Origin of the sequence: Planktothricoides raciborskii GIHE-MW2 (assembly GCF_040564635.1) — a bacterium.
Classification (GTDB): Bacteria; Cyanobacteriota; Cyanobacteriia; order Cyanobacteriales; family Laspinemataceae; genus Planktothricoides; species Planktothricoides raciborskii.
In genome coordinates, this window is record NZ_CP159837.1 from 5463486 (window position 1) to 5484336 (window position 20851).

General features: G+C 43.9%; 19 protein-coding genes. 8 read left to right on the top strand and 11 right to left on the bottom strand.

Translation table 11 applies throughout. From position 1 onward, the window contains the following. Nucleotides 1-355 precede the first annotated feature (355 nt). The 3 genes from lptC to metG all read right to left on the bottom strand — a co-directional run bounded on the left by lptC (nt 356) and on the right by metG (nt 3955). Nucleotides 356-1570, bottom strand: coding sequence for an LPS export ABC transporter periplasmic protein LptC (gene lptC, locus ABWT76_RS23400; protein ID WP_054469541.1), 1215 nt, complete (start codon nt 1568-1570; stop codon nt 356-358). 28 nt (nt 1571-1598) lie between these two features. Then, a complete protein-coding gene (locus ABWT76_RS23405; protein ID WP_054469542.1) occupies nt 1599-2213 on the bottom strand; it encodes an NYN domain-containing protein in 615 nt (204 codons plus the stop codon). Between the two features lie 137 nt (nt 2214-2350). Beyond that, nucleotides 2351-3955 carry a methionine--tRNA ligase gene (gene metG / locus ABWT76_RS23410; protein ID WP_354635026.1) on the bottom strand — a complete coding sequence of 535 codons (1605 nt, stop codon included), beginning with the start codon at nt 3953-3955 and terminating at the stop codon, nt 2351-2353. Between the two features lie 1146 nt (nt 3956-5101). On the opposite strand from metG, the gene ABWT76_RS23415 reads away from it, so the two are divergent. Beyond that, nucleotides 5102-5926 (top strand): alpha/beta fold hydrolase, encoded by an 825-nt coding sequence (locus tag ABWT76_RS23415; RefSeq protein ID WP_054469544.1) that lies wholly within the window; start codon nt 5102-5104, stop codon nt 5924-5926. Between the two features lie 172 nt (nt 5927-6098). On the opposite strand, the gene ABWT76_RS23420 is transcribed toward ABWT76_RS23415, so the two are convergent. The 5 genes from ABWT76_RS23420 to ABWT76_RS23440 all read right to left on the bottom strand — a co-directional run bounded on the left by ABWT76_RS23420 (nt 6099) and on the right by ABWT76_RS23440 (nt 10904). After that, nucleotides 6099-6737: a DUF563 domain-containing protein gene (locus ABWT76_RS23420; protein WP_054469545.1), complete on the bottom strand. Its 639-nt coding sequence runs from the start codon at nt 6735-6737 to the stop codon at nt 6099-6101. Nucleotides 6738-6742: 5 nt separating this feature from the next. Then, nucleotides 6743-7324: a hypothetical protein gene (locus ABWT76_RS23425; protein ID WP_054469546.1), complete on the bottom strand. Its 582-nt coding sequence runs from the start codon at nt 7322-7324 to the stop codon at nt 6743-6745. Nucleotides 7325-7345: 21 nt separating this feature from the next. Next, nucleotides 7346-7525, bottom strand: coding sequence for a tetratricopeptide repeat protein (locus ABWT76_RS23430; RefSeq protein WP_054469547.1), 180 nt, complete (start codon nt 7523-7525; stop codon nt 7346-7348). 351 nt (nt 7526-7876) lie between these two features. Continuing rightward, nucleotides 7877-9202 (bottom strand): four-carbon acid sugar kinase family protein, encoded by a 1326-nt coding sequence (locus ABWT76_RS23435; RefSeq protein WP_054469548.1) that lies wholly within the window; start codon nt 9200-9202, stop codon nt 7877-7879. A 235-nt stretch (nt 9203-9437) separates the two neighbouring features. Beyond that, a complete protein-coding gene (locus tag ABWT76_RS23440) occupies nt 9438-10904 on the bottom strand; it encodes a calcium-binding protein (RefSeq protein WP_054469549.1) in 1467 nt (488 codons plus the stop codon). 681 nt (nt 10905-11585) lie between these two features. Here ABWT76_RS23440 and ABWT76_RS23445 point away from each other — a divergent pair. From ABWT76_RS23445 to ABWT76_RS23455, 3 genes are all read left to right on the top strand, one after another. Continuing rightward, nucleotides 11586-12053 (top strand): Nif11-like leader peptide family natural product precursor, encoded by a 468-nt coding sequence (locus tag ABWT76_RS23445; protein WP_072160907.1) that lies wholly within the window; start codon nt 11586-11588, stop codon nt 12051-12053. A gap of 339 nt (nt 12054-12392) precedes the next feature. Beyond that, entirely contained in the window at nt 12393-12992 is a 600-nt protein-coding gene (locus ABWT76_RS23450) for a flagellar biosynthetic protein FliO (RefSeq protein WP_054469551.1), read from the top strand. Between the two features lie 99 nt (nt 12993-13091). Then, nucleotides 13092-13244: a hypothetical protein gene (locus tag ABWT76_RS23455; RefSeq protein ID WP_156332025.1), complete on the top strand. Its 153-nt coding sequence runs from the start codon at nt 13092-13094 to the stop codon at nt 13242-13244. A 123-nt stretch (nt 13245-13367) separates the two neighbouring features. Here the strand turns inward: ABWT76_RS23455 and ABWT76_RS23460 are convergent, their stop codons facing one another. Further along, nucleotides 13368-14498, bottom strand: coding sequence for a SpoIID/LytB domain-containing protein (locus ABWT76_RS23460; protein ID WP_054469552.1), 1131 nt, complete (start codon nt 14496-14498; stop codon nt 13368-13370). A gap of 316 nt (nt 14499-14814) precedes the next feature. Here ABWT76_RS23460 and ABWT76_RS23465 point away from each other — a divergent pair, with 316 nt between their 5' ends. Beyond that, entirely contained in the window at nt 14815-15765 is a 951-nt protein-coding gene (locus ABWT76_RS23465) for a ribonuclease Z (RefSeq protein ID WP_054469553.1), read from the top strand. A 180-nt stretch (nt 15766-15945) separates the two neighbouring features. Here ABWT76_RS23465 and ABWT76_RS23470 read toward each other — a convergent pair whose 3' ends face one another. Both ABWT76_RS23470 and cobU read right to left on the bottom strand, forming a co-directional pair. After that, nucleotides 15946-16455, bottom strand: coding sequence for a hypothetical protein (locus ABWT76_RS23470; protein WP_072160908.1), 510 nt, complete (start codon nt 16453-16455; stop codon nt 15946-15948). 374 nt (nt 16456-16829) lie between these two features. Continuing rightward, nucleotides 16830-17396, bottom strand: coding sequence for a bifunctional adenosylcobinamide kinase/adenosylcobinamide-phosphate guanylyltransferase (gene cobU, locus ABWT76_RS23475; RefSeq protein WP_054469554.1), 567 nt, complete (start codon nt 17394-17396; stop codon nt 16830-16832). Between the two features lie 742 nt (nt 17397-18138). Here cobU and ABWT76_RS23480 point away from each other — a divergent pair. From ABWT76_RS23480 to hpsU, 3 genes are all read left to right on the top strand, one after another. Then, entirely contained in the window at nt 18139-19074 is a 936-nt protein-coding gene (locus tag ABWT76_RS23480; protein WP_054469555.1) for a glycosyltransferase family 2 protein, read from the top strand. 192 nt (nt 19075-19266) lie between these two features. Further along, nucleotides 19267-20196, top strand: a complete 930-nt coding sequence (locus ABWT76_RS23485) for a glycosyltransferase family 2 protein (protein ID WP_354635028.1) — start codon at nt 19267-19269, stop codon at nt 20194-20196. Further along, a complete protein-coding gene (gene hpsU, locus ABWT76_RS23490) occupies nt 20193-20780 on the top strand; it encodes a hormogonium polysaccharide biosynthesis acetyltransferase HpsU (protein ID WP_072160909.1) in 588 nt (195 codons plus the stop codon). Before ABWT76_RS23485 ends, hpsU begins: the two co-directional genes overlap by 4 nt. Nucleotides 20781-20851 lie beyond the last annotated feature (71 nt).

Sequence of the window (20851 nt, forward strand, 5' to 3'; positions counted from 1 at the left end):
GCCGGCTTGGGTCTTTATCTCCGATCATACTCGCGATCGACTCCTGGATATTTACTCTGTTTGACTGAATAAATTACTTGAATTATATCATTTTGGGCTTAAATCCTTGGAATATTCTTGATCCCTGACTCTATTAAACAATTTAATCTAACTGCATTCAAGTTAATCACTGATTCAAGTTCATAAAACTTAATCAATAAAATTTAATGAATTATTCAATAAAAAAATATTCATGCAACAGATATCCTCAAACTTGATTCTGGAAGATTTCCACAAAAGCGAAAAAAATCCGGTTTCGAGGAAAAACCGGATTTTTGGTCAAAGGAAAACGGCGATCGCAGCGGCAGCCCGATCTTTATGGAACTACTTCTGTCACCACATTTCCCCCAGTCATCAGCACCGTTTGATTCCTTAGTTTGCCAAAAGCTTTCTGCCCGCTGAGGGTTAAAGGAGGGTTGGCTTGTTGATAAACCACATTTCCTTCGGCTTCCATTTCTTCTTTGGGAATATCCCAGACCATCAGATTGGCTTGCAAATTAAACGGTTTTTGCGGATTGCCCGTTGCCCTGACATTGCCCGTCACCGTTAACAGTTCCGTGGGTAAATTCAGCACTCCTTGATTGCCGGTCAGGGTAAATTGTCGCTGCCGATGAAACGCTTGGAGGGGTTTTTCTGAAGTCACCGTTTGTGCCGTTAAACTCCACAAGATCAAATCACTCTGAACATTGATCGGCGGTTGGGAGAGAGTCAGTTGCACGTTATTTTCTAGTTTCGCCACTAGGGTTTGCAAATTATATTCCCCGCGATCGCTCACACTGCGATCGCTTGGGGCACAATTGGCCACAGAATTGCAAAGGTAACGGTCAAATTCTAGGGTGCGATCGCTCTTTACCAATTGTTGCTTCACTAGCCAAACTAGGGCTTCACTCCGCATTTGTAATACCGGCTCTTTCGTGGTTGCCACCACATTCCCCTGCAACTCTAGCTGATTCATTTTGGTTAGAACTTTTCCTTCCTGAGCCGAAATTTCCATTTGGGGATGAGTGCCGATTAATTGGCGCACAATTAACAAGTTTTGTTTAGGAAACCATTCTAATTCCTGACCCCGCAGCGCCGCCCCATTTTCGGGGTCAGTTGCCACAATATTTTCTTGGAGGAGAATTTTTTCGCCATTTTGATGGACTTCCCCTTTTTTTGCGGAAAACTTGTAGAGTAACTTACCATTTTGGAACAATTCTCCTTGGGGAAGTTCCACGTTGACAATTTTTTTTTCATTCCGGTACTTAGCCAAGGGCGATCGCACCGTCCATATCTTTTCCCCCTCCTCATTCACCTGATCCAAAGTGACATCTTTAAAAGTTAAACTTGGATCTAACTTTTCCTCAGCCCCATTCTTGGCCGTCGAGTTGGGGTCTGGAGAACCACAGCCCCCGACCGCCAACAAACCAATCAACAAGAAACCCTGAAAAATCAATAAATAACCCAATTGAGTCATCAACTGAGTCATCAAAAGCAGATAAGCACACACTTTCCAAACAAAACCAGTCGTGCGTCGAGCAACTTTTGACATTGATTTTTCAGAGTGAATTGGCAACAGATTATCGTTCCTCTCTTTCATCCATCATGCTCAAACTAGAGAGCGGACGGTAGGTATAAGTGTTATGACTGCGAGGAGTTTTTTGAATATCCTCTTTAACTGATTCTAGATCGATATAGCGATCGGCGACATTAATCAGACTATCACTGGTCATCGAGCGTAAACTCACCACTTCCACTCGCACCCCGCGATAGCTGACCGCATCCACCGCATAAGCTAAATCCCCATCTCCACTCACCAACACCGCCGTATCATAAGAACCCACCAAAGCCATCATATCTACGGCAATTTCCACATCCAGATTAGCCTTTTTTGACCCATCAGGAAGTTGGACCAAATCTTTGGCAATCACTCGATAGCCATTCCGCCGCATCCACAGCAAAAACCCTTGTTGTTTTTCATTGGTGCGGTCTACCCCAGTATAGAAAAATGAGCGGAGCAACCGCGAACCAGCGGTTAGACGACACAAAAGCTTAGTGTAATCTATTTCAATTCCTAGCTGTAAAGCTGCATAGAACAAATTAGATCCATCAATAAAAATCGCCACCCTTCCGCGATTTTCTAAGACTCGTTCAGCGCTGAATATACTTTCCGTTTCAGGATGATGATTCAACATTGTTATTATTCCTCTTTTGTTATGATAAAAAAATGAATCAGGGGAGACGCTCGTTTGGATAAATCCTGAGAATTTATGCCAAATGAATCTAAACCCCTTCTAAATGGATTCGTTACTTTAGATTAGCCATTGCCGCCTTAAACCGATGTTTCGTTAATTCGCTCCAATTTTTGAAATACAGGTTGCGGTTTTTCCAATGTTTGGTTTGGCGGCAAAACTCCCCAAGATCCATGCCTGGAAAAGCCCACAGATTCATCAATTAATATGGCATTAAAATCGATTGAAAATCCTAACTGCTGATAAATTGCTGTACTAACCTGTGGAATGATTGGCGACAACAGATAAGCCGCTAATCGGACGGATTCTAACACAGTGTAGATTACTTCTTCAACTGCTTTTTGTTCGCCTTGTTTATATAGACTCCAAGGCGCTTGTTCATCTATATATTTATTTCCGGCTCGGATCAAATTTAGGATTTGTTCGCAGGCTTGACTAAAGGCTAAAGTTTTATAACTTTGAGCCACTCCTGGAGCTAAATTTGCACTGAGGGATTTTAAAGGATGATCCAGAGAAATTTCATCAGGGGCGATCGCCGGGACGATGCCTTGACAGTATTTTTTCGCCATGCCTAGGGTGCGATTCAGCAAATTTCCCAAATCATTGGCCAGATCCGCATTGACCACATTAATAAATCGCTCTTCATTAAAATCGCCATCTTTGCCAAATTCAATCTCTTTGAGAAAATAGTACCGCACCGCATCAGCGCCATATTTTTCGACCAACTGAAACGGATCCACCGTATTGCCCAGAGTCTTGCCCATCTTCTGACCGTCTTTGGTTAAAAAACCATGTCCAAAGACATAACCAGAAACCGGCAAATCAGCGGACATTAACATCGCTGGCCAATAAACCGCATGAAATCGTAAAATATCTTTTCCAATCAGGTGAATATTAATTGGCCACCACTTTGAGATGGCATTTTCTAAAGTGGGGTCATCATCAGGATCTAACAAGGCCGTCACATACCCTAAGAGGGCATCAAACCAAACATAAAGAGTATGCCGGGGATCGGTGGGTACGGGAAAGCCCCAATCAAGATTCACGCGAGAAATTGAGAAGTCCTGCAATCCTCGGCTGACAAAGTTTAGCACCTCGTTCCGACGGGTTTCCGGTTGGATAAAATCCGGTCGCTCTTGATAGAGGGTTTCCAGTTGACCTTGGTATTTGGACAGACGAAAGAAATAGTTTTGTTCATCTCGCCATTCCGCTTCTCGGTTGGGGTGTAGGGGGCAACGATGACCCGCTAACAGATCGCGTTCTTCTTTGAATTCCTCACAGGAGACGCAGTACCAACCTTGTTGCTGCCCCAGGTAAATGTCGCCTTTGTCCCAAACCCGACCAAAGAATTCTTGGACGATCTTTTCGTGACGTGGGGCAGTGGTGCGGCTAAATCTATCGTAGCGAATATTTAGTCGATCCCAAAGGTCGAGAAATTTTTGAACGATTTGGTCGCAATGTTCTTGGGGCGATCGCCCATTACTCTCAGCGGTGCGCTGAATTTTCTGGCCATGTTCATCGCTGCCCGTAATCATTAACACTGAATGGCCAAGCAAACGCTCAAATCTTGACCTCACATCAGCAGCCATAGTGGTATAGGCACTGCCAATATGAGGCACATCATTGACATAATACAGAGGGGTTGTGATCGCAAAGGTTTTTTTCTGTGTCTGGTGAGAGTTCATGGATTAGATTAATAAGTATCTCCATCAGTGATGGATTAGTAAATTCCTTTGATTGGTGTCAGCTTGTACGGGTGAGGGTGAGAACTGCAAACCTCTCCCTAGCAAAAAGTCCTGAGTGACTTATTGCCCTGAGTTCTGCTTCCGCACGCTCCTAGGCAGTCAAGTTTGATGCGGTTGAATTCCCTTGTTTCACTTGATCGACAAGCTGGCTTGTTTTTTGAGGGTTAGAACCCAAATAGTCAGTTTCCTATATAGATGGTTGTTAAGTCAACGATTACTCCTGATAAATTAGTCCGCTTACACATTCGCAACGGGTAGGGATTCTTTTGACGAGCAGTTTTAGCCGAATGCTGGCGGATTTCGATCTTCTATTTTAAAGGGTATTTAACCATTTGTTACTCAGAGAATTTATCCAGTATGGTTGTGATTGATTTCAGTAGCATTTATTGATAAAGGTTTACCGGATTGTAAATCTGGTTGTAAATCTGGTTGTAAATCAGGATTTTTTAACTTTTCTCCTCAGCTAACGATATTGCATCCGCAACGCGCGATCGCTTTTTCCCCTTAACGCCCTGAGCGATTGACCGCTCAAAAAGTAAATTGGAGAGGGAATTTCCTGATTAAACCAGGGTCAATGCCAGTTTTTTACCCCGAATCCACCAATCCAGTTTGTCTGCTTTGCCCGGGCTTTTTCTGGCTGAAGCGGGTAGGAGTTTTTCCGCCGTCATCCGGTGACGATCCAAGAATCTGTCTCTTGAACTCAAACACCTCAACTTAGATAAATTTCTCACCATTTGTAAAGATTTATTACAATTTAGATCAAGTGAATATCATATCAGATCCATTCCTTGATCTGAAAAATTTATGGTATTTTTTAACCGCCAAAGACCAGATTGTCGCAGATTGTCACTCGTGAGGAATCACCTTTTATGGATGCACTGGTGCTGATGGTGGCAATGTCCGGCGACCCGGGCGGAATCCCTTGATTGATTTTGCCTGCCATTATCCTGCCATTATCCTGTGATTATTTTATGAGTCAGGTGTCATTGTAGTGGCGGATGATTCAGGCATTGGGTTGTTTGGTGTTAAACTTACTGAGGATCCGTTAAAGTCTTCCTTTGCTTGGCGATTTATAGCACTCCAACCATGTTGAGATTTAAACAAAAAATTCATTGGCGCTGCCCGAACCCCCCCCAACCAGACAAACCCTTACTCATATTTTTCCCCGGAATGGATGGCACCGGATCCCTTCTGCGCCATCAGATCGAAACCTTTAACCTAGGGGCAACCTTTGATATTCGTTGTTTAAGCATTCCCCCCGACGATCTATCCACCTGGGAACAACTCACCCAGTCCGTCATTGGCTTACTGGGCCGCGAAATTCGCCTCCACCAGCGTCCGGTCTACCTTTGTGGCGAATCCTTTGGCGGATGTTTAGCCTTACAAGTCGCCGTTGTCGCCCCAAATTTACTTGATCGCATCATCTTAGTCAATCCCGCTTCTTGTTTTAATCAACAAACTTGGCTCTTATGGGGTTCCTACTTACCGGGCTGGGTGCCCACCCCCATCTATCACGTGGGCGTCATCGGTTTATTACCCTTTTTAGGATCCTTGGATCGCATGGCTCCCAGAGAAAGTCAAGACTTACTAGCCGCCATGCAGTCCGTCAGCCACCCATCAAGTATCTGGCGCTTAAATTTACTTCGAGAGTTTGAAATCCATCCCCATCAACTGGCGAAAATTCCCCATCCTGTCCTCGCGATCGCCAGTACCCATGACTTATTACTCCCTTCCGTCAACGAATCACACCGATTAACTCAATTCATTCCCAAAGCTCAAAAAGTTATCCTTAAAAATAGTGGTCATGCTTGCTTATTGGAAACTGAGATTAATTTAATCCAGATTTTGCACGCGCAAAACTTTCTACCCAGTCAAAAGCCCAAAATTCAACGGTCATTGTCTGTGGCTTAATCACTCCAACGGTCAGATTAGTGATGGTGCGGAAGGTTGTTCTTCGCCCGGTTATGAGAATTTTGCCAGAATTGTTTATTCTCCTAGCAACTTATACCCAGCATCAAAAATTATGGCTACAATTACGAGGTTAATTTGGGCGCTTTTCCGCCGCGCCCTTCATACTGCATTTTTAACTGAAAACGTTATAAATAGGCTCCACTTCGGCAACCTCTAGTAATTTAGCTAACTTATCTAGACTCACCAACATATCTGGATCCTGAGTGGGACTACCGGGCTGATTTTTCGGATAATTTTCCCAGCCATCAGCCAAATGATTCTCTGCCAATAAATAGTAATAGTCAAGGCTTACTTGCTGACTGAGTAACCAGTAGCAACGATTAATATAGTGGGGCGAAAAAATTTCAATAATTTTGGTTACCGGCGCACAAAATACCAAATTCGGCAGCCCTGCCCCATGAGGGGCAATGACGACTTTGGCCGCCGATAATACGGCCACTTGTTCCGCTAAAGGTAGAGTCTCTAAAGTGACCGATTGAAAGCCAAAATTCGCCCCTAAGTAACTGACTAATTCGGTTTCATTAATGATGCGCCGATATTGGGCATATTTGCGGCTAATATAAATTCGCTGATGAGTTGAATTATTACTTAGATTTAAATATTTACTTAGAGATTTGGGCAAAAATTCTCGTCTCAGAAAATTTCCCACCCAGTTTGCCCCTTGGTAATGTACATAAGGAATTAATAATTTTTCCGCCTGAATATGAGGATATTGCTGACTTTCAATAATTTTATCTTCGGGAATCCCCAAGTGATTTAAGGTGGCTTTTTCATAAGGAAGCTGGCAACAGGTAGGGATTCTACCACAAATTTATCAATTTTTGCCAAGTCAATGCCACTGAGACGCAGTAATTCAATGCGGGGCAATAAGTCAGTCATCCAATGAAAATATGTGCTGCCCCAGCGGACGGATAAAAAGGCAACGGTTCCGGGAATTTGTAGGGGAGGCGGTAATTTTTGGGAAGCGGCAATGATGGGCGAACTGCCACAAGAGTATGCGAAGATTAACTGATTGCTTGAGGTGAGAAAAGCTACGGTATAATAATCTGCCCAAGCCCTGCCATTTTGGGCGTTCGCGAAGCGGTGCCGGTGTACTATCGCCACCTCGGCGGGCAAATATGCAAAGCTGGTTATTTTAAAACATTTATCTACTTGATTTTCTACACTTTTTGGCGGATAAAGTTGTATTTTAATCGGTGGATAAATCTGACTAGCGGTAATTTCTGCTGGGCAATGATTTGCTTCAGAAAAAATTGTCCAAGGTCGAGGATTTGGATAAAATTCATGCACCAGATCCACTGACAATTTATAGCGATCGCACAATTGGGCATCCTGCAATCTCCCCAGATGTCTCAGAATTTAGGCTAACTGGGCATAAGCGGCTAGATAATCCGGCTGAATTCCCAAGACTTCTAAATAAGCCGCGATCGCCTGTTCAAAATCCTTAGTTTGTTGAAAAAGTTGCCCTAAATACAAATAAGCTTCACTAAAATATGGAGCGATCGCCACCGCTTGCTGAATCCCCCCAATTGCCGCCAAAAATCTCCCTTTATTCCCTAAAAGTTTTGCTTATTTTAGATAATTAACCGCGCCATTTTGCAGGGGTTTTACCGCTTCCTGACAAACACCGATATCATATGGTAAATAGGCTAAACTTTTCTGGGCTAAATTTTCATCAGACATATCATCATATGTATGTGAATAATTCAGGTTAAATTGACTAAATTTATGGTTATATTCATCATCTAATTCACCAGTTTACTGGGCAATTTTCAGCCAAATTTATGTAAAATATCATCCCCAAATTTATGATGTTGGGCAATGCCCTAGAGAATTCTTCAGCCCCCCTTAAAAAGGGGGGCTGGGGGTATCTCTAATTATATCACCGATCTAAATATGCTGACTTAACCGTTGATAAACCGTCAACAACCCAGTAGCATCCCCAACATTTCCGGGGAATAACACCACCGGCAAATCGGGAAACTGGGGATGGTCAGCGGGAGTTCGTACCATTGAACAACCGGCTAAAACTTGGCCCAATAATCGGGCAGTTCGCAACGCTAACCCAGTGCTTAAAACATCATTAGAAGTAATCCCACCTTTACTAATTAAAAATCCGATATCTTTGGGCAAACCTCGGACAATATCCATTAAAAGTGCCGAAACAGCCAAGCCAAATTGCAGGCGAACTCCCGTACTATCAAAGACTAATTCTTGCCTTGAAGTATAAACTACCGGGGTTTTTCCTGAGTCATGCACTTGCTGTACTTTGGCTAAAGTATTCCCTAGCAAAGTTTCCCGCTGGGTCGCCGAATCTTCTAGTAAATGAGACACATCTACTTCAATCCCCACTACCCCAGAATCTTGCAGCAAATTTTCTAATTGTTGGGTGGTTTTTTTCACATGAGAACCAACAATAATTGCCCCCGGTTTACCTTCCCGGACATATTTCGCCATTTCGTCTGCTGGAATTGGTTGTGGCCCAAGATTTGCCAGGGAAGTTAGCAGACTGGCCGCACTGCGAAAGAGGAACTTTTTCCCTTCAGATGCAGCACTCAAAATATCCGCCGCAAAGCGGTCTAAATCCGCTTGTTTTTCTCCATCAACCGCACAGCAACAGTTATCCTTAAGTTGCATTAGGCGGTCTTTACTTCCGGCGCGAATATCTGCGAGTAAAAACCTTTCTACTTGGTCAGATTTAATCAGCCCTTGGGTTTTTTCTGCCACATAATCCGGCAAGTAACTATGGTGATAACCAAATACAGAGTCACGGGCAAATTCCGTTTGATCAACGGGAGTTTCTACCCCATCAATGATTAAATAATGGATACTATTTTTAGTGACGCGCCCACCTTCAAAAAAGGCTGGGGTGAGAAAATGGGCATCAAATGGCCCAAGTTCCGCCGCGATCGCATCGGTTTCTACGGGGTAATGTCCCCGCAAAGTGGAGTCAGACCGACTAACAATCAGCCATTGTTGGATATTTTCCCACCCTAAAGCTGCTTTCAAATTTTGGCAAACTTCGCGAGTAACTTCCGTCGCTTGTTCGGGAGTAAGCGATCGGGTATTGGTTAACACAAAGAAAATCGGCGACTCATCCCGCAACCCCAAGCGCAAGGTTTCGATATCCCACTGCATTAATAGCAGGCAACTATGAACGGTTTGGGATCCGGTCGGGTCATCATCAAGAACAATAATTTTCGGTTGGTGATTCATTAGTGTATGAGAACGCTGACAAAATTAATTTTCTCATTTCTTGGCGTTATTAATCACTCTAAACTTGATAAGTTTTTCCAACTCATCTCAGGGAAAACCGAAATTGCGTCCGATGCACGGGTTGGGGCGAACAGAAACCGGGTTAGCTGATATAAACGAGCAAATTTATTCCCAATATTCAAAAACCCGGTTTCTCAGACCCATCAGCTAATCCTTTAAAGCATCATCTCAAGCATTATAAAATGGTTAGAGTTGCATCGGCTGGAGTGCCGAGAATCGCACCCGCAGAAGGATTCGTTAAAAATAGGGCGATCGTCTCATTCGCGTCGTCAATATTATCCTGGAGAATGGGCACCGTGAAACTCTGAATCGTCTGTCCGGGGATAAAACTCAGAATGCCGGAGGTTTCCACATAGTCCTGATCGGCGATCGCCGTGCGTTCTCTAGTCCCATACTCCACCGTAAACGGAGTTTCTGAAACTCCATTCACAGTCACCGTAATAGTCGCCGTCCGATCCGTTTCATTCACCGTATAACTATTATCCGTAAACTGCACCTGGGGCAAACTGTCATTATCGCTAATCACAATCGTCGTCCGATTGGAAGTGCCGATCGTCGCTGAACCCGCAGGATTACGCAGTTCCACGAAAAAACGCTCATCCGGTTCTCGGATTAAATCGTCTAAAATCCTCACCGTAAAACTCTGGGTCAGTTCACCAGGGTTAAAAATCAAATTACCGCCAGTGGCTTGAAAATCAGACCCAGCGCGGGCAGTGCCTTCCACCGTAGCATAATCTACCAACGCGATCCCACGGGCAGGGCCATCTCGTTGTACCGTGATGGTCTGAGTATCCGTCTGCCCGCCTTCCTCAATACCATATTCAGAAATCTCAAAGCTTAAAGTATCTTCCCCAGCGGTCGGATCGGTCACTTGTTCTGGAGTTGTAGAACCCACCGGAGTCAGGTTGGTCGTAAAATCCGAGGCAGTCAGGGTGGTACTGTCCACATTTTTCAAGACCGCAAAATATCGCCCAGTGGTTTTGTCCTGAATAATCGTATCCCCAAGATATTCCCGGACACCGCCATAAATCGCCAATTCTTCAAAAGCCAGATCGCCGGTTAAACCGATTTTATCCTGACCTTTCGTAAAGTCCAGGATCACATCACTGCTTTGCAGGGTAGTGGCAGTAAATTTTCTTTGCAAAACGAAGATATCGTTACCCGATCCACCGCTTAAGGTATTCATACCTTCATCCCCAAACAGCACATCGTTGCCTAAGTCCCCAGACAAAAAGTCATTGCCACGACCACCAAACAGAGTATCGTTTTCTTTCCCACCATATAAAGTATCGTCACCTTCGTTGCTATAGATGACATCATTGCCTCGGTTGCCATAAATCAGATCGTTACCGAGTCCACCAAAAACAAAATCATTCCCATCATCGCCCCAGAGAGTATCATTGCCTAAATCCCCAAATACATAGTCATTACCAGCACCCCCTTGCACAATATCATCTTCTTTTCCGCCATAGAGGCTATCGTCACCCAAGCCGCCAAAAATTTGATCGTTGCGTTGATTTCCAGAGATAATGTCATTACCCTCTAATCCCCTAATGATGTCATTGCCATCCAGACCAAGAATGGTGTCGTCACTATCAGTGCCGTCAAAGATATCATTTCCTGGGGTTAACTGAGTCGTCATAGTTGCTCCTATATTCTTTGATTCACCGTGACGATAATTCAAGAATTATCATCATTTCCCGATGATAGCAAACGTTTCTCTCTGCTCTGGACTAATTGGGATCCGGCGGATAAATTTGAGAGTGTTTCCAGATGTTTGGGGAATAAAAATCAATGGATGAAAACCCAGTATTTTTAACATTGATTCTCTGCTTGATTCATCGGCGCAACAAATATCTCCTTGTATATCCTGGTGCTGTTCATTAGGCAATTCTGGCTTTCATACCGGCTTCGCTCCCCGTAACCGATCGCTGATCCAAGGGGGCTTTGAACCAATGAAAGCCTTCTTGTCTATTTATCAGAAGATAATTTGCGATCACTTTGTCATAAAACTTAACATTTAACCGATGAAAATTCATCAGCTTTTAGGTTATTGATAAATAAGCAAATTGCTTATATGACTTACTCACGGTGTTGATTACTTATGGTGTTTATATTTAGGGTAATCCACGGGGCAATCCCCCCAGGGAAAGCCGCTATCTCTAGTTTGAGTGGGTAAGTCCTAGGGCAAAAATTACATCAACATTCAGCATATCAGCTATCAACCAGAGAGAGTCGCCAGGGCTTGTCTCTGGATCCAGAGTAAATCCTCGGAAATTTTGGCAAAACTTTTATTAATTTGATTAAATCGGAGATGAGAAAGATGAGTATAGAGCAAGTCATTCAGTTTATGGAGAAAACTGCTACAGACGAAGCCCTTCAGCAACAGCTTCAAAGCGTTATGGGAACGGAAGATGGGGATATCAGCAGTGTCGAGCAACTGGATACCGCAGAAGCTACCGTGCTCAAGGGTGAATCAGGAATTGCTGTGGTCAACTTGGCGGCGCAAAATGGTTTTGAGTTTTCTACTGATGAGTTGATTCAAGTGATTACCGCGTTTGAAAAACATCAGTCAGGGGAACTTTCCGAAGCAGAATTTACTAAATTTATTACTTCATCCGATCTACATCAAGATATCAAAGATCACCTGTTTTCAGCGGAACAAACCATTGAGTTGGTGTTTTTGGATCGCCGCTATACTAAAAAAGTGGCGACAAACCCTAATATCACCACGAAAATTAGTTCAGTGAAAGCAGGCGATCGCCTCACAACTTCTGAGGCAATTTCCTAAGTCATTGCCTTTATGGAAAAAACTGCTGAAGATCGGGAATTACAAAAATAACTGCAAATTCCGATCGGTGCTGGAGATGGAAATATTAGTACGAGCCAAGAACTCGATACCTCCGAAGCCAAAGCACTCAAAGTTGAATATGGATCTGCCGTGGTGAATTTGGCCAAAGAAAATGGGTTTCAGTTCTCTGTCAATGACTTAGTGCAAGTGATTGATATCTTTGAAAAACACCGGGCTTGAGCCATTTCCGAAGCCGAATTTTCTCAGTTTATTAATTCCTCAAACCTGCAACAAGCGCACCCAGAGTATCTAGCCTGCGTGGAACAAACCATCGAATTCATGTTTCCAGGTCTTCCTTATCAGAAAACTGTCATCACTTGTCCATCGACCCCTAAATCAACAGCACAAGTGGTACAATTTATGGAAAAAACCGGGGAACATCAAGTTTTACAACAAGAACTAAAGAACATTTTGGGCGTCGGGGATGGGGATATCAGCACCATAGATGAATTAGATGCTGAAGAAATGGCCGCCTTGAAAAGCCCAAAAAATTCTCTGGTAGTCCAATTAGCTGCTAAATATAACTTTTACTTTAGTAAAGCAGATTTAAACACTGTTCTCAATATATTTGAACAGCAAAAACTTGGGAAAATTTCTCCGGCATATTTTGTGCAGTTAACTGGCATTTCTGACCAGAAAAAAGAAACCAGTGTGGAGTTAGTATTTTTGGGGCGGCGCTACCGCAAAATCACCCAGCCTAATGGAGAAGTAAAAATTGAATATTTAGATAATAAAAAGATGCGGTCTGCGAAATATACCGCAGTGATTTCATTTATGTTAAAAACTGCTGAAGATGCAGCCCTTAAGCAAGAAGTAGCCAGCTTACTGGGCGTGGTGGATGGTGATATTAGTAGTATCATGGAATTAGATGCCGACTAAGCAAAACCCCTGAAAGGAAAACCTGGTGAGGCAATTATTAACCGGGCGGCTAAGTATGGGTTCAATTTTTCCATTGATGATTTCATTGATGATTTATTGATGGTCGTTGAAGCTTTTGAACAACGTCAGTCTGGGCAAATTTCTCAAAAAGAGTTTGCCCAAAAAACTGGTTTATCAGAATTAGAAAAACAATCTGGTGAGGGATTGTCATTAGTCCAAAAAGCCATGAAGTTTTTCTCAGGAAAACTATAATGTTATTGGTTATTGGTTATTGGTTATTGGTTGTGAACCTAAACTATTAAATAACCAATAATCAATAATCAATAACCAATAACCAATAACTAAAAACCAATAAATAACAACCAATAACTAAATTTATTCAACTTGTAATTTGGCTAGGGAAGCATTCTGATAATAGTGATAGAGCATTTGTTGGTAGTTGGCTCCCGATCGCGCTAAATTATGGGCTCCCCATTGACTCATCCCCACGCCGTGACCAAATCCTTTGCCATAGACTTGAAAGATGCCATTGGCTTTTTGAATGCTAAACCGGGTACTTTTGAGCCCCAGGAGTCTTTGGATTTGTTCACCGTCGATCGCCCGCTGTCCGCTGTCGCCAATTACTTTCATGGTGATGACTCGTCCAGTTTTGGTGGTTTTTTCCGGTTGCATACTGACGATATTGCCCACCCCGGAAATCAGATTGCTGAGTTGAGAGACGGAGACGCTGGTGCTCCATTCGTAAACAGGGGCACCGCGATCGTAGTCGGGAACTCCCCGTAAATAAGGTCTGGCTTCAGTCCAAACTTCTTCGACGTTTTCCGTATGTCCGCCCGATGATGAGTGGAAAAATGCTTCAATAATTTTGCCGTTGCAAACCATAACCTGTCCGGCAGTGGCGTCTACCGCAGCATAAGTGCTGGTGGCTTCGCTTTCTAAGCCTTTGTAAACTTGCCACCCTTGGGTGTCACCGAGATCATAAGTTGGGTTGCCCCCACGTTCTCGCTGGTAGAGGGCATAGGAACGAGCCGCGACAGCTTGGGCTTTTAGGGCTTCTAGGGGCCAGTTGGGACTCATTTCCGCCCCTATGACGCTGTAAAGATAATGTTCTAGGTTAACGTTATTCACCGCCGTGAGTCCGCCGTCAGTCCGCACGAGGCTAATGCCGCCCCGATACCAGCGATCGCCGATAAACACATATCCATCGCCAGTGGGTTGAATGTAAATTTGATTAGCTTGCCAATTGTGCAGGGCAACTCCCGACCCACTAGAATTAGCCATGTAAGCGGTCATCCCCGGAAGTTCGCCCAAGGTGCGACCACTGCTATCCCGGACGATCGCCCTGGTGGAACTCCCCACTTTTACCTGACTCACTTGGTTTTCAATGGCGATCCGCAGTAAAACAGATGCTTGGGCAGGGGCGATCGCCATCAGCCACAGGAGTAATGCCACCCAGCAATAAGCTAGAGGCTGCAACTTTGGCCACTTAAATTGATATCCAACCATAATCCTTTTGACAAATTTATTCAGAAGTTGGCTTAGAATCTTGCTAGAATGATAGCCAAAAATGTTTTTTTCAACCTCACACTATAAGTCAAATTGTGGATTTTGAAATCTTAAAGTTATTGGTTGATTCTTGGTTGTTGGGTAGGGATTCTTTGGTTGTTGGTTGTTGGTTGTTAATTGTTAACTGTTAACTGTTAATTGTTAATTGTTAATTGTTGGTTGGCCTCGGATCCTGAAGCCGAGGGCAGTCCCCTCTCCCCCCACACCCTCTGCCGTTTCATCCCAAATAAATCCCAAATAAGGAGGCTTAACACTTTTGGAGATTACTTTTTTAGGCACCAGTTCCGGTGTCCCCACGCGATCGCGCAATGTATCGAGTATTGCCCTGCGGCTGCCGCAACGGGCAGAAGTTTGGCTATTTGATTGTGGAGAAGGGACTCAGCATCAAATTCAGCGCAGCAATATTAAAGTCAGTCAAATCCGCCGGATTTTTATTACCCACATGCACGGCGACCATATCTTTGGCTTAATGGGGTTGTTAGCTAGTTGTGGACTCGCGGGAAATCCCGAACAGATTGATATCTATGGCCCGGCGGGGTTAGGGGATTATTTACAAGCTTGTAGCCGCTACTCCTACACTCATTTCTCTTATCCGATTAAGGTTCACAAACATCGAGCCGGAGTCATTTATGAAGATGATGAGTATGTGGTGAAATGTCAAAAGTTGGAACATCGCGTCACCGCTTATGGCTATCGGGTGGAGGAAAAAGATCGCCCCGGTCACTTTGATGCGGAAAAGGCGCGATCGCTGGGCATTCCCTTTGGTCCGCTTTACGGCGAACTCAAGCGAGGCAAAACCATCACCTTGCCTGATGGACGTAAAATTTCTGGCAAAGAACTGGTCGGCCCCGATCAAGTGGGACGCAAAATTGCTTATTGTACCGATACCATTTTTTGCGAAGGATCCATAGAACTGGCCAAAGATGCCGATGTGGTGATTCACGAGGCCACCTTTGCTCACCAAGATGCAAAAATGGCTTACGAGCGCCTCCATTCCACATCCACAATGGCTGCCCAGGTAGCATTAGCGGCGAAGGCTAAAACCTTGATTATGACGCACTTTAGCCCTCGCTATGCCCCAGGCAATGAACTCAATATTAAGGACTTACTCCAAGAAGCCCGGGCAATCTTTGCCAATACCGAAATTGCCGAGGACTTTTTGACTTATCCCGTCCCTCCTCGTGCTGCCAATACGAAATCAAATTAGTTATTAGTTATTAGTTATTAGTTATTAGTTATTAGTTATTAGTTATTTGTTGTTTGTCTAATGACTAATGAGCAAACAACCAACAACAACTAACAACCAAAGAATCCCTACCCAACAACCAACAACAACCAACAACTAACAACCAAAGAATCCCTACCCAACAACCAACACATAACAAATTCACCCGTGGTTTGATTGACAACGGGGTAAATTGAGCGGAATAGGTGGCTCCAGATGGACAGGTTGAGCATCGGAATTAGGCGGAATTTCCGGAGCATATCGCCGTAACAGCCGATGACGAATCGAACTCAGATGCGCCGTGGAATCTACGGGACTGCGTGGGTGAGGTAAGTCTGGGTTTGGCCAACTCGGTAAGTCAAAGCAGGGACAACTATTTGGCGGCATTCCCAGAGTCCGCAGTGGAATTGGCATGACGCAACGACAACAGAGGATGACGTCCCATTCTGGGGTCAGTAGTTCAGCGATGGTTTCGTTCGTACCTTCCAGATAACAGTCTCCAGAGTCAGGGGAAAGGATTTTTTGCCAACAGTCTTCGCACTCCTGAGAGTAGCGATCGCCAACGATAATTGTTTTTGGTAGTAATTTTTGCTCACCGTTGCGAATCACAACTTTTTTTCCCAGTTGCCACCAATATGCAATGTATTGTTTGACTTGATCTTGTGATGCCATAATCTTTACTTTTGCGGATATCAACGCAAAAGATAATTTCTCCATGAATTGTTAAGAAAATATAAAATTTTTTTGATTTCGCAATCTGGTCAAATTTACCACATCTTTTTAGTATCTATATCCTAACTTATTTATGTTGCCGGTGTTGATTGGCTCAAGTATAAACAACATTTAATTTTAATAAATTATACTCAAAAAAACTTTAATTATATTCAGAAAATCAAATAGAATCGATAAGGTTGATTATTTAATTTTTTAAAAACCATGCAATTTAAATATTTTAAATATTCTCAAAAACCGGTTTTTTTAACCAAGCTATCGGTACGAAGCATAAATTTTCGCAGAAACCCGGTTTCTTGTTCTGGCTCATTTTTTTACTTGCTCCCCAGGCTTTTTTCCCCATTTGACAACGGAACACCAAGTTGGCTGAGGTTTAATGCATGACCACCTGTAACGAGATAAACCGGATTAGCTAAAGAACCTAAATGACGGATCAGACCACCGAGGCGATCGCGAAAAGTCCGACCTAACGGATAGGCTGGCACCACGCCCCAACCTGTTTCTTCCCCGACAAAAATCACCTGAGAATGGCCACGAGTTAGACAACTGAGTAACTCTTGTTCCGCCTTTTGCCATTGACTATCATCTATTTCTAACAAATTCGCCACCCAAGTCCCCAAAGAATCCACCAGCAAACAATGATTTCCCGAGGCGTGCGAAATCGTTGCGGCTAAATTTACCGGCACCTCCAGGGTTGTCCAGTCCAAATTTTCTCGCCGCTTTTGATGTTGGGCAATTCGCGCCACCCACTCTGGATCTGTTTTGTCAACTACCCCCGTAGCCACATAGATCACCGATTTCTGACTTTGGATGGCCAAATTCTCTGCCCATTCACTTTTACCCGATCGCGCTGGCCCTGTCACTAAAATAATCTGGTTCATGGTTGTTGGTTGTTGGTTGTTGGGTAGGGATTCTTTGGGTAGGGATTCTTTGGTTGGGGAACGGGGAACAGTTATCGGGCAACGGGGAAATTTATAAGTGAAAAGTTAAAAGTTAAAACTTAAAAGTTAAAACTTAAAAGTTAAAAGTTAAAACTTAAAACTTAAAAGTTAAAAGTTAAAAGTTAAAAGTCGTAGGGGCTTTCTGGCCATATAGCCTGACGGCATGGGCTTCGCAAGGACGCCCGTACAAGTGAAAAGTCGTAGGGGCTTTCTGGCCATTCGCCCGTACAAAAGAAGTATCACTCTTTACTATTCACTATTCACTATTCACTATTCACTATTCACTATTCACGCTCTCCTGAAGCTCCTCTGCTTCCCTGTTCCCTGTTCCCTGTTCCCTGTTCCCTGTTCCCTGTTCACTATTCACTATTCACTCTCTCCTGAAGCTCCTCTGCTTCCCTGTTCCCTGTTCCCTATTCCCTATTCCCTGTTCCCTGTTCCCTGTTCCCTGTTCCCTGTTCACTATTCACTCTCTCCTGAAGCTCCTCTGCTTCCCTGTTCCCTGTTCCCTGTTCCCTGTTCCCTGTTCCCTGTTCACTATTCACTATTCACTACACCCTCTCTTCCCCCGCCCCAGAAGCCCCCAGAAGCCCCCAGAAGCCCCCAGAAGCTTCCCAAACCCCAAGCCGATCGCGATAAAATGATCAGTGGCAAAAGCAATTGGGCAAAAGAGATTACCTAAATGACCAATCTAAAAGTGTCTGCGATTATTTGCACTTATAACCGAGAACAGTATCTCGGTGCAGCCATAGACAGTTTGCTGGGGCAAGAGTTTACCGACTTTGAGGTGTTGGTGGTGGATAATGCATCGAGCGATCGCACGAAACAAATCGTCGAACAACGTCTAAGCAACCCACAACTCAAATATATCTATGAATCCAACATCGGTCTATCCGTCGCTCGTAACACTGGGGCCCAAGCTGCCCAAGGAGAAATATTAGCGTATCTTGATGATGATGCGGTAGCCAGTCCCACCTGGTTACAAATCTTATATTCTGCTTATCAAGAAAATGCAAAATTGGTTATCGCTGGAGGAAAGGTGACACTATTATGGCCGCCTGGGGTAGAAAAGCCCAACTGGTTATCCCCAGAACTGGCTGGCAATTTAGGAGCTTACGACCTAGGAGGCCAGGTAGTCTATATCGATCGACCGGGACTCACTCCTAGAGGCTTAAATTATTCCATTCGCCGGTCATTTTTAGCCGAAATCGGCGGATTTAACGTCAATCTGGGACGAATTGGCAAAAAATTATTATCCAATGAAGAATTATATGTCACCGAACTTGCCTTAAAATTGGGGAAGCAGGTGGCCTACCTTCCCGATGCCTTAGTTGCTCACAATGTCGCCCCGGAACGCCTAAAAAAATCTTGGTTTTGGCAGCGTAGTTGGTGGCAAGGAGTCAGTGAATGTTATCGAGATTATGAGAGCGATATTGCTGGCTTCGATCAGCTTAACCGAGGAGGCGAACGACTGATTCGCGGACTCTACAAAACCTTAAAATTTTGGCAAGACCCCGCTAAACGCTTTGATAATTTAGTATATAGTTATGGTCAAATTGGTTATTTAACCACCGCGATCAAAGGAGGACTGAACTTTTCTCGAAAAAACTCCCAGTGAACCTCCCCCGTTCAATTCACCAACTGCCGATTAACAAAAACTATCATCATCAGAAAATAGAGCTAATTTATTAATGCCAATAATTTTTTAACGAATTTTAACAAGCCTTAATAAGTCTGATATTACCTCTGATATTAAATCTGAGATAAAAATATTAAATCTGTTCACTGAGGTTGTTTTCTCTCGACTATTATGACATTAACACCATCAAAAGTTCCGGTTTCAGTCTTAATTCCTGGTAAAAACGAAGAATACAACCTACCAGCTTGCCTGGAAAGTTTAAAGCCAGCGGATGAAATATTTTTGGTCGATTCCCAAAGTAGCGATCGCAGCCAAGAAATTGCCGAAAGCTACGGGGCAAAAGTCGTTCAATTCCACTTTAATGGTTTCTGGCCAAAAAAGAAAAATTGGTCTCTAGAAAACCTACCTTTTCGCAACGAATGGGTCTTAATTGTTGACTGTGACGAACGCATTCCCCCGGAACTTTGGCAAGAAATTGCCCAAGTCATCCAAAACTCCGACTGCAACGGTTACTATCTGAATCGGAAAGTCTTCTTTCTGGGAAAATGGATTCGTCACGGTGGTAAATATCCTGATTGGAATCTGCGACTATTTAAACATAAAAAAGGTCGCTATGAAAATCTGGGAACTGAAGGAGTTCGTAACACGGGGGACAACGAAGTCCATGAGCACGTGATCTTATCCGGTCAAGTCGGCTACCTAAACCATGACATGATTCACGAAGATTTCCGGGATATCTATCAATGGCTGGAACGTCACAATCGTTACTCCAATTGGGAAGCCAAAGTTTATTACAATGTGCTGCACGGAGAAGCACAAAATGAAAGCATCGGCGCTAATTTTTTCGGGGACGCGGTGCAGCGGAAACGCTTTCTCAAAAAACTCTGGGTCAGACTACCTTTTAAACCCACTTTACGGTTCATCTTATTTTACTTTATTCAACTCGGCTTCCTCGATGGCAAAGCGGGCTATATCTATGCACGCTTACTCAGTCAATATGAATATCAGATTGGCGTCAAACTGTATGAACTGATCAAATTTGGGGGGCAATTAAATCGCCCACAACTAACCCCGAATAATTCACCCACCGATGCCCAATGAACAAAAATCCTGATTCTCCCCTGTTACATTTACCGCCAATGGTGGACTTACGCCAGTACGATCAATCTTGGTTTGACCGAGGTCGTCCAGGATTGTTTATTTTATTTTGGTGGTTCGTTCAGGCGATCGCATTCCCCCTCACTCCCCAGCCGTTACATAATGTCCGCCGATTTATATTGCGACTGTTTGGGGCGAAAATTGGTCGGGGAGTGCAAATTCGACCCACAGCCCGATTTACCTATCCTTGGAAAATCGAAATCGGTGACTATACCTGGATTGGTGATGACGTGGTTTTATATAGTCTCGATCGCATCTATATCGGCGAACACTGTGTTATTTCTCAAAAAACCTACCTTTGCACCGGCAGTCACGATCCCCAGCACCCCGCCTTTGGTCTAGTTACCCAACCGATTATGATTGGCAATGGCGCTTGGATCGCCGCCGACTGCTTTATTGCCCCAGGGGTGAAAATTGGGGCCAATGCCCTGATTGGCACTCGCAGCAGCGTGTTCAAAAATATGCCAGAGGGTCAAGTTTGTTTTGGCAGTCCTTGTCTGCCACGGTATCCGCGAGTCAGGATTTAATCTGAGAATACCGTAGGGTGTGTTAGGCGCGGAAATGAGATTTTTATCCCTGTAAACTAACCGAAAATCCC